Source organism: Dolosigranulum pigrum ATCC 51524 (genome assembly GCF_000245815.1).
Classification (GTDB): Bacteria; Bacillota; Bacilli; order Lactobacillales; family Carnobacteriaceae_A; genus Dolosigranulum; species Dolosigranulum pigrum.
Genome location: NZ_JH601103.1, coordinates 311,728 through 326,171, shown reverse-complemented (window position 1 = coordinate 326,171; position 14,444 = coordinate 311,728). Strand labels below are relative to the sequence as shown.

Below are 14,444 nucleotides of genomic sequence, written 5' to 3'. Positions count from 1 at the left end.
TAAAAAATATGTGGATGCTCTACAAATTCTGAGTGGATCACTTCTTTGTAAGCAAGACATAAAATGATAATAGGTGTAAGCATTAATGACTACTAAGGTTGGTAACGTTGGGATTTGTTGAGAAAAGCAACCTATTGTATAGCAGAAAATATTTTTTAGAAAATGATTGCATTATAATCAAATAAATAATATAATGTGCATATACAATATATTCAATAGTAGATGTTGTAATGTAGAAAGATAGCCGTAACAACATTTCTTTCATGTAATAGATCGTGTGGCTGGGGCTGTAAAAAGAAGAAAAAATAGTTGCATAACTGATTAATGGCAGGATTTATTGTATAAAAATGTCATTGCGACAGATACTATTTTTTATTTGATATAATGGGGATGGAACTTTATTATATGAGGAGAATTAATCGGTGGAAATGATTATAAATGTTCAGTCGAAAGAACCAATTTATGAACAAATTGTGTTACAAATTAAATCAAAAATAAAAAATGGAGAATTAACAGCAGGAGATAGTTTACCAGCGATTAGAACATTGGCTAAAGATTTAAAAGTGAGTGTTATCACAGTAAAAAAAGCATATGAAATTTTACAAACAGACGGATTAATTATGTCAGTAGTTGGACGTGGAACGGTTATAGCTGATGTCAAACGGGAAATGATTACTAAAAATATTGAGCAAGATGTTGAAATAAAGATTAAAGAATTGATGAGTTATAGTCAAAAACAAGGAATGAGTAAACGAGAATTAATCAATTTATTTAAGAAAGTAGTAGGTGATATAGATGAGTAATGCTGTAGAAATTAAACAATTAAATGTTCACTATAAAAATAGTGAGTTTTCACTTGATGACGTTACTATTAACATTCCAAAGGGCTATATTGTCGGACTCATTGGAGAAAATGGTGCAGGTAAAACAACTATCATCAATTCAATATTAGGACTACAAAAACAGTATACGGGTGTTGTAGAAATTTTTGGAGAAACTATGGATTTAGACAATACTGAGCTAAAAGAAAAAATTGGGGTGTGTTTTGATGAAATTTATTTGCCAAAAAATTTGAAAATTAAACAAGTAGAAGATATATATAGAAAGTTTTATCCACGGTGGGACTCTAATTTCTTTAATCAGACACTAGACTTTTTTAATATCTCACAAGATAAAAAAATTGAAGAATGCTCACAGGGCATGCAAAAAATGTTTTCTATTGTTTTGTCAATGTCTCATCAACCAGATTTTTTAGTGTTAGACGAGCCAACTAGTTCACTCGATCCAGTGAAGAGACAAGATGTATTAGAAATTTTTCAGACGTATATTGCCGAGGATGAAAAACGTTCTATTCTGTTCTCTAGTCATATCACTACAGATATTGAACAGATAGCTGATATTGTTATCTTTTTAAAAGCGGGTCAAGTTGTTTTTTGTGAGCCAATTACGACTCTTTTGTATGATTATGGCATGTGTCACTGTACAAAAGAACAATTTGATCAATTACATCAAACTAGCATGATAGCCTACAAAAAAGAAACGTACGGATATAGTGTGTTACTTAACAGAAAACAAATTGATAATGAGCTACCTGATCATATTGAAGTTGAAAAACCAAACTTAGAATTTATTATGAATATGTATGCTAAAGGGGTTATCGTATGATTAGTATTATAAGAAAAGATATCATGTCATCAGGACTCAAACTACAAACTATTTATGCAGTTATTCTTTCGGTGTTATCTATTATGTTATTCTTTGATATTGTTCAATATTTGGTTATTGTTGCTTATGGTATTATTATCATTGCACCGTTAGCTTATTTTGGTAGCGTATTTAATTATACAACACTTGATTATCATAAAGAAGAGCTGATGTTACCTGTCAAGCGTCCGGATATTGTAACGGCTAGATATGTAAATTATCTTTTTTTGACGGGAACTAATTTTATACTAGTTTTAGGATTTATATGGCTATATGAATCAAACGTTACATTGCTTGAAACCAGCATGAAAAGCGCCATATTTCTCACAATGGCTGTTGGATTACATTTTGGAAGTATTGTATTAGGCGGTGCATTTTTGTTTGGACATAAGCATATTAAGACAATTATTTTAGCCAGTTTTCTATTAACTATTGTTCCGGTGAGACTATTAATGGAAGGAATAAAAATCATTATGAAATTGGATGGTACATTTGATGCGTATAACTACCCAATACTTATGATTTTATTTATAGGAGGAAGTATTTTATTGTATGGTTTGTCTTTCGGAGTGTCTTTAATTTCATTTAACCAAAAATTTTAGGGAAGGAAAATTATGATGCGTGGGCTATGTTATTATTATACGCAAGAGTCTAAAAAACGAACAATAGTTGCCTTACTAATCGGCTTAATTGTACTAGCAACTAGTCTGTTAGAAGGTATCCCGGAGATAATGCTGTTTTATTTTACCATCGTATCTACTAATATATACAGTTCAAATCAAGCATTGATTAAACAGCGGTATTATTTAGAACATATTGTGCCAATTAATTATTCAACTATCATCATCTTTAAGTACACAGCACTATTGATAAAAGTGTTAGTAAGTATACTTATGTATGGTATGTTATTAAAATATGTATTTAAAGAAGATGAGCGTATAATACTACAGCTATTACTACTCTTTAGTGTAGCAATCAATTTGGGAAGTGTCACAATTTTACGAGAATTAAGTTACAATCAATTAAATAAATGGAAAGGTATTATCCTGCAATTTTTTATTGTCTTGCTACCGTTTATTTTGGAATATGGAATTAAAACAAGTGCAATTTATTCAGGCGATCAAATTATACAAATAATAAATGCAATAGTTGCAGTTATTATCTGCGTAGTAACCGCAAAAATGATTAGGTTTGTATCAAATTAAGAAACGGAGAGATATGTATGTTGGAGAAATTAAGCACAGTAATAGAAACTATCAGTATAGAAGAAATAACACATTATTTCATTTGCGACAATCAGATAAAAGTAAAATTGAGTAGCTTGTCTCCAGTTAAATACCAGAAACAAGCCGCTCAATCACATGATTAATTGTCACTTTTCAAAAAATGAGGATGAGTATTTCATTGCTACATCCACTAGATTTCTCTTAGGTATTTCTAGTATGAAATGATATATTTGTCATCCTCTATCTAAAGATTATGTTACAATTCTTTATTAACAGGTACTTGTCCATTTTCATATTGGCTAGCTTTTTCGAATAAAAATTAGTACGACAACTTTTGGTGCTGGTGAGGACTTTTTCTTCGCTAGCATCTTTTTTGTGCGTTCAATTAAAAAATATGTGGGATGTTCTATGCAATAGCATTGTTACAACCAAAACTCATTTTATAACCTATTTTAAGTGCATTATTGTTTCCGATAGAGAAGTGAAAAGTTGATATGGTTGTGTGGAAGATATAGAATAGTGGATGAGTAAGGAAATAATAACGATTGAATTGACGGGATTTGCACGGCTGTTATACAATTTAAGTAACAATAAATGAGAGGATAATGATGTGTGGAATTGGATGTAAATACATTATATAATCGGCGTAATGATAGTCGATTTAATCGAGTGGCTGTTGGAGATTTGGTAGAGCGGATTACATATAGCTATCCTGATAAACATGCGATCATAGCATGTGAAGGTGCCTATAGCGAGCCTAATTATCGAGAAGTGAGTTATCGTCAGTTTAATGAGGTAGCTAATCAGTTTGCCAATGCTCTATTAGACAGAGGCTTCCAGCGCGGGGATCGGGTATTATTTTTCTGTGATAATTCAGCTGAAGCAATGATCGGGAAGTTTGGCGTAGCTAAGGCAGGCTTAGTGAATGTGCCAGTTAATACAATGATCGCTCCAGATGTGATTGAATATATTATTCAATTAACTGAGCCCGTATTTATTGTCAGTGATGCAGCCCATAATGAAAAATTAGAGTCCGTCTTATCCCGGATAAATCGAACAAGTGATGTGACGATTTTGATTGGGGGAGATGAATTAGCTACAGGATCAGAGTCCTTTACTGATTTTGTTAATAGTCGTTCTACCGAAGCTCCAGATGTGACGATTCATGGTGATGATATTTGGGAAATTTTGTTCACATCAGGCACAACTAGTATGCCGAGGGGAGTAATGATTAGTCATCACTACACATATTTTGCTGGTTATGATTATGGGATGCATTTTTCACGAGGACTAACCTTCCCAGGCGATTATGTCTTGGCTAGTTTCTTGCCGACTATTTATCATGTAGCTGATCAGACATTACCAGCCTCTGTTTTTTTACATGCTGGAACACTAGTATTAGGTCGGAGTCTCGATTATCCTCAGTTAGCGCAAGCGATTACTGATTATAAGGTAACGGCTTTATGGGCGGGGTTCTCTGACATGTTAGAGAAGTTAGTAGACTGTTATGATGACCACGAGCAGTTGTACGATTTTAGTAGCTTAACATCTATCTTATATGGCTATGCCGCGCTAAAACCTGCTTATCACAAACGATTGAAAGAAATTGGAGCACCTCATATTCAGACTTTTGAATCATTTGCTCAGACAGAAGTGATCGCAGGGTATCGATTCTATCATGATCAACATGAAGCAGCCTATCTTGAAAAAGCGCCACTCGTTAACTATGTCGGCTTCCCAGATGCAACACTAGCTGCCAAACGAATTGATGAACAGGGTCAAGAAGTAGACGCAGAAGAAGCAGGAGAAGTGGTCTATCAATCTCCAATCTCATTCTCTGGGTATTATAAGAATGAAGAAGCAACGAAAGCCTCATTCACACCAGATGGCTGGTTCAAATCAGGTGATGGTCTAGCCAAGGATAGCGATGGGGTCTCTATTATGATTGGTCGTTATAAAGATATTATCAAATCAGGCGGGGAAAATGTGGCTAGTCCGCGGGTGGAATCTGTCATAAAATTACATGATGCAGTGGATAATGTAGCGGTTATCGGACTACCTAGTGAAAAATGGGGAGAAGAAGTGACTGCAGTTGTTGTCTTAAAAGAGGGAGTAACGGTAAGTGGAGCGGACTTGATTGCTTTTTGTCGAGAGCGCCTAGCTGGGTTCGAGACACCGAAGAAAGTGATTTTTACCGATAGTTTACCTGAATCAGTTGCGGGCAAAATTCGTAAATATGATTTAGTCCAAAAATATAGCTAATCTGATTAATAAGAATAATTCGAGGAAGGGGCCTGAGATGACAATTCAATCGGTTCATATTTTAGGAGCAGGACAGATGGGACGTGACCTAGCTTCGTGGTGTATCAGTCGCGGGCTAGAGACCACTTTAGTTAAGATGACAGATGTTACAGAAGGTTTGATTGATAAAAAGACCGAACAATCTATTCAAGCAGATATTCAGCAAAAATTACAAGAGACAGACCGAATTCATCATTTACGATTCATTTCGTATCCTCAGTTTTTGGAAGAAGCGGCTACGTGTGAATGGGTGATCGAGTCAGTCATAGAGGATTTGACCATCAAACAAGATGTTTGGGCAGAGGTAGCTGAGGCTGTTGCTGTAGAAGCTATTTTAAGTACGAATACGTCTTCCCTTCAAGTGAAAGAGATTGCCACAAATTTACCGGAGCAAGTGCAGGAACGATTCAGTGGTGTGCATTTTTTTACACCATTAAGCCAGAGTAAGTTAGTTGAACTGATTCCGTTAGATCAGACAACTCCCCAATATATCAATCAACTTAAACAGTTAGTGGATAAAGTTTTAGCTAAACGATTTATTGTGAGTCGGGATGTGACGGGGTTTGTCGCCAATCGAATGGGGTTTTATGCGAATTATGAAGCGATGTATCGAGGAGAAGCACGTCATTGGCCGATACCCAAAGTCGATGCATTAACCGGAGCAAAATTAGCGCGGGTAAAAATGGGACCTTATCGTCTCACCGATTTAACCGGAATTGATTTATCAGAAAGTGCCTTAAAAGCATATCGCCAAAATACATTTTTGGCTGAATATTTTCCGCCACGAACGCAACATCATGCTTTATTAAAAGCAGGCTATGTGGGGGATAAAGCAGGACAAGGTTATTATAAAAAAGAGCAGGGAGAACGCCTAGCCTTTGATTTTGAAACGAGAGAATATCGCCAGGCCAGTTTTCCTACCTTTCCTTTCTTTGAGAAATTTGAGACCGGTGACTGGGAACATAATTTAGATATTATTTTTACAGAAGACAGTCCTGAAGCGCACTTTATGTGGGAATCGTTGCGCAATGTGATGTACTTTGCAGCCTTGAACGTCGGGCGAGCAGCTGATGACTATCGGACTATCGATCAAGCCCTCATATGGGGGTATAATTGGACATTAGGGCCTTTCCAAATTTGGGATAAATTAGGCTTCCATCGTGTGAAGGAACGCATCGAAGTAGAATGTGGCCCATTACCGGACTGGATTCAGACAATACAAGGAGGATTCTATCCAGAAGACCGTCCATTAGATTCAGATAATTCACCACAAGCGATAGCAGAAAAAATATTATGGCATCATGATCACCAAACACGCCTCAGCCAAACGAAACAAAATAGTTTGGTCTTAGAGCTGCGAACAGCTAATCATGCCTTAAATCCAGCTGTTTTAGAAGATATCTTGGCAGCAGTAGATGAATTAGAGCAAGGTCATTATGAAGGGCTCGTCATTATTGGTGAAGGGGAACATTTTTCAGTTGGCTTTGATTTTAGCGGCTTTGAGATGATCAAGCAAGCTCCCCATCCCTCACAAAAAGCAAAAGAGATTTCTAACTTAGGCTATGAAGTGGTCAAGCGCTTGAAGTTTGCGCGTAAACCAATTGTCGCTGCTGTTAGAGGTCATGTGCTTGGCGGAGGAGCAGAAATAGCGCTGCAGTCCACTCGAATTGTTGCGGCTGCGCAAACCTATATGGGACTTCCTGAAGTAGGAGTGGGGCTCTTGCCTGCGGGAGGAGGATTAGCTGAGTTAGCAGATCGTATTTACCAACAAGACGATTCCCGGTTTGAGAAAAAGCAAAAACTGCTAGCTATGTTTAATACAGTTGCTTATGGTCAAGTATCCAAGCATGCCCAACATGCCCGAGAATTAGGTTTCTTACGAACAGAAGATATCATTGTTGCTAATGAGCGTTACTTATTGCAGACAGCTTTATCTATGGTTCAGATGCTTAGCCAAGCCGGTCATATCTCTGCAACAAACATCCGTTATCAAGCATTAGGCCAAGATTTTAAGGCGGTGGTTTCTGGTCTAGTAAAAAATTGGCGAATCGGTGGATATGTAACTGATTTTGAACAAGAGTTGGCCAATCGTATAGCTGATGTATTAGCCGGAGGGGAGTTACCGCTAGGCGTGGAGATCGATTATGAGTACCTCCTCCAATTAGAACAATCACATTATCTAGAACTCATTGAACATGACTTAACATGGGAGAGACTTCATCACATGCAAGTTTACAAACGACCACTTAGGAATTAATGCAATAGAAGGAGAGAATCGATATGACCGATAAAGCTTATATTGTTGCTTATGGGCGGTCTCCAATAGGTAAAGGCAAAGAAAATGGTTATTTCGCCCATGATAAACCTGAAGAGATTGGGAAACAAGTATTAGAAGGCGTATTGCAACGAATGGGGGGATCCTTCGACCCGGCATCGATAGACGATTTAATCTTAGGGTGTTCATTACCTGAAAATATGCAAGGGATGAATATGGCCCGGCGTCTATCACTGAGAACAGGATTACCGACAACTGTTCCAGGGATGACCCTTACTCGTTTTTGTGCCTCAGGATTGGAAGCTATCGCACTAGCGGCAAACCAGGTTAAAGTAGGGCAAGCCAACAGTGTCGTTGCGGGTGGGTTAGAGTTTATGTCCACAAGTGGTGTTTCGGCATGTGAACTGTCTGCGAACTGGCAGCTTGAAACAGTCGGACCATCCTTAAGTACTTCAATGGGTATGACAGCTGAGAATATAGCAGAGCGCTATAACATCTCTCGTGCCGAACAAGATCAGTTCGGTGTTTCTAGTCATTATAAAGCAGCAAAAGCACAGGAAGAAGGATACTTTGTGCGTGAAATTATTCCCGTTGAAACAACAGTTGTAACTTATGATGAGAACCATTATCCCACCTTGGACAAACACCTGATAGATACCGATGAAGGAGTGCGACCAGACACCACAATAGAAGCGGTCAGCAAATTACGTCCGGTTTTCAAGCAAGAGGGGACCGTGACTGCTGCGACAAGTTCACAAGTGAGTGATGGAGCCGGGTTTGTTGTAGTCATGTCCGAAGAAAAACTAGCCGAAGATGGGATTGAACCTATTGGAGTATTTCTGGGGTATCAAGTTGTTGGCTTGGATCCCGATTACATGGGAATGGGGCCTGTCGAGGCAGTAAGAGCTGTGTTGAAGCAGACCGGTCTAGCTCTGGAAGATATGGATGTGATTGAATTGAATGAAGCTTTTGCAGCCCAAGCCCTAGCGGTAATTAATGAACTCGGATTAGATCCAGACCGGGTAAACCCTAATGGGGGAGCCATTGCTTTGGGCCATCCAACTGGTGCTACCGGTGCGATCTTAGTGGCTAAAGTCTTATCTGAACTGGAGCGAATAGGCGGACGATATGGACTTGTGACGATGTGTGTTGGTGGCGGAATGGGAGCTGCTGCTATTGTAGAGTACGTAGGTTCCCCAAAAGGAGGAAGAGCAAATGACTAAGCCGTTAACAGAATTATTAGGGATACAATATCCGATTATTCAAGGAGGTATGGCCCGAATCTCTGATAGCACCTTAGTTAGTGCGGTGAGCGAAGCAGGTGGATTTGGGGTGCTCACATCAGTTGGATATACTAAGGAAGAATTACGACAAGAAATTCGGCGAGTTAAATCATTAACTGAGCGCCCATTTGGTGTTAACTTAATGCTACAACAAGATAATATTCCTGAATTAGTGGAGGTGACTTTAACTGAAAAAGTCACTGCCGTAACTACCGGAGCAGGATCACCGAAGGCTTTCGCAGCTGAATTACAAGTAGCAGGGATTAAAGTCATTCCGGTAGTATCTCAAGTCACGCATGCGGTTAAAATGGCTAACTTAGGTGTAGATGCTATTATTGCTGAAGGTTATGAGGCAGGTGGACATGTTGGATTGACAGCGACTTTACCACTTATTCAGCAGTTACAAAAAGAAGTGGAACTACCTATTATTGCAGCGGGCGGTATTGGGAGTGGAGAAGCTATATTGGCCATGGAAGCCTTAGGAGCAATCGGAGTACAGATTGGGACACTATTTCTAACAGCAGAAGAATGTGCGCTGGGTCAACGCTATAAGCAGGCGCTTATCGATGCAGATGATGTTGCAACAGCTCTGACAGGTTTATCATGGGGACTTCCGGTGCGTAATATTGCGAATGAACTTATTCAAGACTGCTTAAGGGAAGAATTTGCTGGAGTTAATTATGAAGCAATCCGGCCGATGCTATATGAATCATATGTTCGTGCAGTAGAGCAGGATGATGTTGAACGAGGGAGTGTGATGACCGGTCAGATTGCAGGCATAATTGATCGCATTCAGCCAGCAGCGACTATTATCGAAGCATTAATGGCAAGCTACCATGAAGCGAAAGAGCGCATATAAAAAATTAAAGATAACCCTCAAGTGTAAGTTGTTAGTACACCAGAGGGTTATCTTTATATGAACTATTTTTTAAATATAATTTTATGTTAAATAGTCAACTGTTAGCTTAACAAAGGCAGCCACACTCAAGTATAACTTAGATTCATCAATATCAAATTTTGGACTATGGTGTCCATGAAATTTTCCCTCAATAAATCCGGGATTGTGAATAAAGAAAAATGTACCAGGTACTTCATTTAAAAAGCAGGCCATATCTTCTCCTCCCATAAATGGATGCTCTAATTCCCCAACCAGAGAATCTTCAAATAATTCTATAAGAGATAGCATAGTTTCATGGGTTACATCTTTATCATTGACGAGAGTCGGATATTTATCATGACAAACTAAGTGACATTTTACATTCATCATTTGACCGAGTCCGGAGCATATTTCTTGTAAACGATTTTTAATATACTGTCGGACAGTAGGATCGAATGTTCGTATAGTCCCCTTGAGATGCACTTTTTCTGGGATGATATTGTAGTTGATCCCCCCCTCTAGTTGGGTTAACGAAATAACAGCAGAGTCAAGTCCCGATAAATCCCGGGAACGAATAGTTTGGATAGATGTAATTAAATGACCAGCAGCTACTATTGGATCATGAGAACCTTCAGGATAAGCTCCATGATATCCTTTCCCAATAATATCTATATCAAAGGTATCTACTGAAGCAGCAAGTGGTCCTGGTTTTAAGTTAAAAGTTGTATTTAAGGTGCCTTCTGAAACGCCTCCTTGATGAGCCCCAATTATTCGAGTGACAGTTGGATTTAGTAAAGCTCCTTCATCAATCATAGGTTGAGCACCCCCAGGACCTTCTTCGCCTGGTTGAAATAATAACTTTACTGTTCCATTAAATTTATGACGATTTTCATATAGTAACTTAGCCGTTCCCAAGAGAACGGCAGTATGGCCATCATGTCCACAAGCATGCATATTTCCATTAGTTGATTGAAAGGGGAGACCAGTTTCTTCTTTAATAGGTAAAGCATCCATATCTGCTCGAATAGCCAGTACCTGTTCTGATTGAGGTAGTTTTGTGCCATGTATTAAAGCTACAATTGCATTGCCATTAACAAAGGTCGAATCATAAGGAATACCAATATCATCTAATTGTTGGCAAACAAAGGCAACAGTTTTTGGCAAATTTAAACCTATTTCGGGAATTTGATGTAATGAGCGACGCCAATCAATAACTTGTGATTCAATTTGGATAGCTTTGTTTAATATTTGAGTTGAGTTCATATTATTCCCTCCTAATTAAGTAAAAACAGCTATCCTTTGATAGCTGTTTTATAAGTCATTTTATTTGTTCATAAAGTCTCTGACGTATTTGTCATAGTCTTCTAGCGGTGTTTCTCCTTCGTGCCATGCGGGAACATATGCATCACCACGACGAGCTTTTTCGGATTTCACAGTTTCTTCTGATTGATAGTAGTCAACAACTGTTTTGAGCACTTCATCATCTACCCGGTCTTTATTCGTAACCATCATAACTTGGTAGTAATAAGGTGTTTTGTCAGTATCTTCAATATAGAGTGCATCTTCTGGTTTGAATCCAGCATCATTAGCCATCGAAAGACCGGTAATCATTACGTCCACATCACCTGTTGCTAATGAACGAGCAACTTCAGGGCCTTCAAGTGGAATGAATTCTAAGTTCTTAGGATTATTAGTGATTTTGTCAATACTTAGACGTTCCCCTTCAACTTCTTCGACTTCAATTAAGCCAGCTGTTTTTAGTTGGATTAATGAATTGTCAATATTAACCGGGTCATCGGTAAATGATACACGAGCACCATCTGGAATGTCATCAATAGACTCAATAGACTCGTTAGCAAAAATAGCAATCGGTGGAATAGAACCATACCCAATTGGACGTAATTCTGTTCCAGCATCTTCGTTGTACTGAGCAAGGAAAGATATATATTGATAAAGATTCATATCAATATCTCCGTCACTTAGTGCACGATTGAGTTGATAAAAGTCATTAATAACAACAGGCTCTATTTCAATATTTTCGTGCTCTAATAGACGTTCTCCAATTTCTTCCCACATGATGCGACCATCTTCAGTTCCCATACCGACTTTGACAACAGTTGGCTCCTCATCATTAGTTACAACATCTTGGTCAGTTGTGGATGCATTATTAGAGTTTTGGTTTCCACACGCTACGATGACAAACGATACTAACAGTAGCAGTGATGCTCTGAAAAAAACTTTCAATTGTTTCATTGAATTCTCCTTTAACTAATTGTTAGTGCTTCATAAACTCTTCAACATATTTGTCATAGTCTTCTAGCGGTGTTTCTCCTTCTGTCCAAGCTGGCAAGTAGGATTGGCCGAAGTTTTCTTCCACGAATTGTCGTGTTTCTTCGCTCTGGAATTCTGCTACCGCTTTTTGAAGGATTTCATCATCGACACGATCTTCTTGGGAGACAATCATAACTTTGTAGTAGTAAGGTGTATCAGCTGGATCTTCAATATAGAGAGCATCTTCTGGATCTAGCCCACCATCTGTTGACATAGATAATCCAGTAATCATTAAGTCCACATCACCAGTTAGCAATGAACGTACAACTTCTGGACTTGCTAGTGGAACAAATTCAAGATTTTTAGGGTTTTCTGTGACATCATCAATTGTTAGACGTTCACCCGGTTTGTGTTCTACTTCGATTAAGCCCATTTTCTCTAATTGAAGCAAGGTATTATCGGTGTTCGTCGGATCTTCTGTGAATGAAATTTTAGCCCCTTCAGGAATATCATCAATTGATTCAATCCCCTCTTTAGCAAACATAGCTAGTGGTGGCAAGTAAGCATAACCAATTGGACGTAATTCAGTATCGGCATCTTGGTTGTATTGGGCCAAGAATGAAATGTATTGGTAAGCATTTAGATCAATATCCCCATCACTAAGTGCACGGTTGGGTGTACTAAAATCACTGAAGACTTGAGTTTCTACCTTAATATTTTCTTTTTCTAATAAACGTTTACCAACGTCATCCCAAGTTGCTTTAGTAAGTTCATTAGCCATGCCGACTTTAATAACAGTGGGTTCTCCACTATCTGTCGTTGTTTCTTGTGCGGTATCATCTTGGGTAGTTGTATCCGTATCTTTAGATCCAGCATCTTGGCTCGTGCAAGCAACCATAATAAATGCTACTAAGAATAGTAGACTTGCTTTAAGTAATGTTTTCATATGTTTCATTAAAAAATATCTCCTTTATTGTGTATAATTTTTTTCGAGTTCTTTTAGGGTGGATGTTGTGTCTTTAGACAGGGATTGTCCGAGATCCATTAATTTAATTAAGTCTTTGAAGGCGGCTTGAGGGATCGCTAATTCATCGATGTTATCTAAGTCAATTCCTAAGTCAATGTCTTCTGCTCGTCCGTCTTCAATTTTTGTGACAAAATCGGGCTCAGTAACGAATACGCTAGAGAGACCAACCATATCGCCGTGCTCGAGCGCTTCGAGTGCTTTGTCTGGTGAATTAATACCACCTGTCGCCATAGTAACTGTACGCCCTGATAAGTGATGTTGCACAACTTCATTGATGTATTGGCCGTGATAGTTTCCTTGAGATCGAACTTTATTGAGATAAATATTTTTGCCCCAGCTAGCGACCGCAAAGTATTGGACATTAGCTATCTCTAAGACCCAATCCAATAGAGTTAAGTATTCTTGAATGCTGTAGCCTACTTCATCTCCCCGTGTTTCCTCAGGGGTGCCGCGGAAGCCTAAAATAAAGTTATCAGGGGCTTCTTCATCGATAACGCGCTGGACTTCTTCAAAGATTTCCAGTGTTAACCGAGCACGGTTTTCCAACGAATCCGCGCCATATTGATCATCACGCTTGTTGGAGAAGGTGGAGAAGAATGTTTGGGGTAACAATCGCTGGGCCATCGAAATCTCAACCCCGCTAAAGCCAGCCTTGATTGCGCGTCTTGTAGCGTCACCGTAAGCTTGGATGACATGTCTAATCTTCCGTTCACTCATTGCAATTACTTGGTGAGGAATCGGTGTCTTCAACTCCATTGCACTTGGCCCATAAGAGACTCCATAATCTTTGATTGCTTGAGTAGAGAATCGGCCCGCATGTGCAAGTTGGATGATACCGTGAGCCCCATCTTGTTGCATTGCTTCAGCCAATTTCGTTAGGCCTGGGATTGAGCGATCATCATCAATACTAAATGAATACTCGAACAGTTGACCATAAGGCTCGATATAAGCCGCACTCGTTACTTGAAGTGGAGCTGAGTGACTACGGCGTCGAGCATAATCAATATCTTCTTGTGTGACGAATCCTTCTCGCGTCGAGGAATTGGTGGTGACCGGACACATACAGAAACGGTTAGGTAGAACGATTCCGTTTGGTAAAGTTACCGGTTTAAACAGCTTAGAATAAGTCGTGTGAGTCATAAATGCTCCTTCCTAATCTATCAATCTATGTGATCACAACCATTATTGTATCAAATTTTTTCTTAGCAATATAGCACAGCGATAATTTTTACGCATTTTAAGAGAAAAAAAGATGATTATGACATGAATTTGATATGAAACCCCCATTTTTATATTCAAAAATGTATTTTTGAAACGCATCAAAATTCTGGCTAAAAACTTCTCTTTAACTCCTTGACATCAAGGGATAGACTTGGTAAGATAGTAAATGGTATTGTTTACCCCACATGGTAAGCCCCGGAACTTATTATGCTATTGTAAACAATGACGGCTAATATTTAATGATGATCTTTTTTTAATT

12 protein-coding genes are annotated in these 14,444 nt (G+C 38.6%); 8 read left to right on the top strand and 4 right to left on the bottom strand.

What is annotated here, in order from left to right; translation table 11 throughout:
* The first annotated feature begins 428 nt into the window (after positions 1-428).
* The 8 genes from HMPREF9703_RS01425 to HMPREF9703_RS01390 all read left to right on the top strand — a co-directional run bounded on the left by HMPREF9703_RS01425 (position 429) and on the right by HMPREF9703_RS01390 (position 9,648).
* Positions 429-803: a GntR family transcriptional regulator gene (locus HMPREF9703_RS01425; protein WP_256998285.1), complete on the top strand. Its 375-nt coding sequence runs from the start codon at positions 429-431 to the stop codon at positions 801-803.
* On the top strand, positions 796-1,665 hold the full coding sequence (locus HMPREF9703_RS01420) for an ABC transporter ATP-binding protein (RefSeq protein ID WP_004634958.1): 870 nt from the start codon (positions 796-798) through the stop codon (positions 1,663-1,665). The genes HMPREF9703_RS01425 and HMPREF9703_RS01420 overlap by 8 nt, the downstream gene beginning before the upstream one ends.
* Positions 1,662-2,306 (top strand): ABC-2 transporter permease, encoded by a 645-nt coding sequence (locus HMPREF9703_RS01415; protein ID WP_004634956.1) that lies wholly within the window; start codon positions 1,662-1,664, stop codon positions 2,304-2,306. Before HMPREF9703_RS01420 ends, HMPREF9703_RS01415 begins: the two co-directional genes overlap by 4 nt.
* A gap of 12 nt (positions 2,307-2,318) precedes the next feature.
* Positions 2,319-2,909 (top strand): hypothetical protein, encoded by a 591-nt coding sequence (locus HMPREF9703_RS01410; RefSeq protein ID WP_155800775.1) that lies wholly within the window; start codon positions 2,319-2,321, stop codon positions 2,907-2,909.
* Positions 2,910-3,542: 633 nt separating this feature from the next.
* Complete coding sequence (locus HMPREF9703_RS01405; protein ID WP_004634950.1) at positions 3,543-5,192, top strand: AMP-binding protein; 1,650 nt, start codon at positions 3,543-3,545, stop codon at positions 5,190-5,192.
* Between the two features lie 37 nt (positions 5,193-5,229).
* Positions 5,230-7,488 carry a 3-hydroxyacyl-CoA dehydrogenase/enoyl-CoA hydratase family protein gene (locus HMPREF9703_RS01400; RefSeq protein WP_004634947.1) on the top strand — a complete coding sequence of 753 codons (2,259 nt, stop codon included), beginning with the start codon at positions 5,230-5,232 and terminating at the stop codon, positions 7,486-7,488.
* 23 nt (positions 7,489-7,511) lie between these two features.
* Complete coding sequence (locus tag HMPREF9703_RS01395) at positions 7,512-8,729, top strand: thiolase family protein (protein ID WP_004634944.1); 1,218 nt, start codon at positions 7,512-7,514, stop codon at positions 8,727-8,729.
* Positions 8,722-9,648 (top strand): NAD(P)H-dependent flavin oxidoreductase, encoded by a 927-nt coding sequence (locus HMPREF9703_RS01390; protein WP_004634942.1) that lies wholly within the window; start codon positions 8,722-8,724, stop codon positions 9,646-9,648. Before HMPREF9703_RS01395 ends, HMPREF9703_RS01390 begins: the two co-directional genes overlap by 8 nt.
* A gap of 81 nt (positions 9,649-9,729) precedes the next feature.
* Here HMPREF9703_RS01390 and HMPREF9703_RS01385 read toward each other — a convergent pair whose 3' ends face one another.
* From HMPREF9703_RS01385 to HMPREF9703_RS01370, 4 genes are read right to left on the bottom strand one after another with little or no spacing between them, the layout of a single operon-like run.
* Positions 9,730-10,929, bottom strand: a complete 1,200-nt coding sequence (locus HMPREF9703_RS01385) for a M20 metallopeptidase family protein (protein WP_004634941.1) — start codon at positions 10,927-10,929, stop codon at positions 9,730-9,732.
* Between the two features lie 60 nt (positions 10,930-10,989).
* Positions 10,990-11,919 (bottom strand): MetQ/NlpA family ABC transporter substrate-binding protein, encoded by a 930-nt coding sequence (locus HMPREF9703_RS01380; protein ID WP_004634938.1) that lies wholly within the window; start codon positions 11,917-11,919, stop codon positions 10,990-10,992.
* A 22-nt stretch (positions 11,920-11,941) separates the two neighbouring features.
* A complete protein-coding gene (locus HMPREF9703_RS01375; protein ID WP_004634936.1) occupies positions 11,942-12,892 on the bottom strand; it encodes a MetQ/NlpA family ABC transporter substrate-binding protein in 951 nt (316 codons plus the stop codon).
* Positions 12,893-12,907: 15 nt separating this feature from the next.
* Complete coding sequence (locus HMPREF9703_RS01370) at positions 12,908-14,104, bottom strand: NADH-dependent flavin oxidoreductase (RefSeq protein ID WP_004634935.1); 1,197 nt, start codon at positions 14,102-14,104, stop codon at positions 12,908-12,910.
* Positions 14,105-14,444 lie beyond the last annotated feature (340 nt).

What these genes read in the sequence shown, in the direction of transcription:
- HMPREF9703_RS01410 (WP_155800775.1), top strand. Translation starts at nt 2,319, where the DNA reads ATGATGCGTGGGCTATGTTATTATTATACGCAAGAGTCTAAAAAACGA.
- HMPREF9703_RS01400 (WP_004634947.1), top strand. Translation starts at nt 5,230, where the DNA reads ATGACAATTCAATCGGTTCATATTTTAGGAGCAGGACAGATGGGACGT.
- HMPREF9703_RS01415 (WP_004634956.1), top strand. Translation starts at nt 1,662, where the DNA reads ATGATTAGTATTATAAGAAAAGATATCATGTCATCAGGACTCAAACTA.
- HMPREF9703_RS01370 (WP_004634935.1), bottom strand. Translation starts at nt 14,104, where the DNA reads ATGACTCACACGACTTATTCTAAGCTGTTTAAACCGGTAACTTTACCA.
- HMPREF9703_RS01380 (WP_004634938.1), bottom strand. Translation starts at nt 11,919, where the DNA reads ATGAAACAATTGAAAGTTTTTTTCAGAGCATCACTGCTACTGTTAGTA.
- HMPREF9703_RS01425 (WP_256998285.1), top strand. Translation starts at nt 429, where the DNA reads ATGATTATAAATGTTCAGTCGAAAGAACCAATTTATGAACAAATTGTG.
- HMPREF9703_RS01375 (WP_004634936.1), bottom strand. Translation starts at nt 12,892, where the DNA reads ATGAAACATATGAAAACATTACTTAAAGCAAGTCTACTATTCTTAGTA.
- HMPREF9703_RS01420 (WP_004634958.1), top strand. Translation starts at nt 796, where the DNA reads ATGAGTAATGCTGTAGAAATTAAACAATTAAATGTTCACTATAAAAAT.
- HMPREF9703_RS01395 (WP_004634944.1), top strand. Translation starts at nt 7,512, where the DNA reads ATGACCGATAAAGCTTATATTGTTGCTTATGGGCGGTCTCCAATAGGT.
- HMPREF9703_RS01390 (WP_004634942.1), top strand. Translation starts at nt 8,722, where the DNA reads ATGACTAAGCCGTTAACAGAATTATTAGGGATACAATATCCGATTATT.
- HMPREF9703_RS01385 (WP_004634941.1), bottom strand. Translation starts at nt 10,929, where the DNA reads ATGAACTCAACTCAAATATTAAACAAAGCTATCCAAATTGAATCACAA.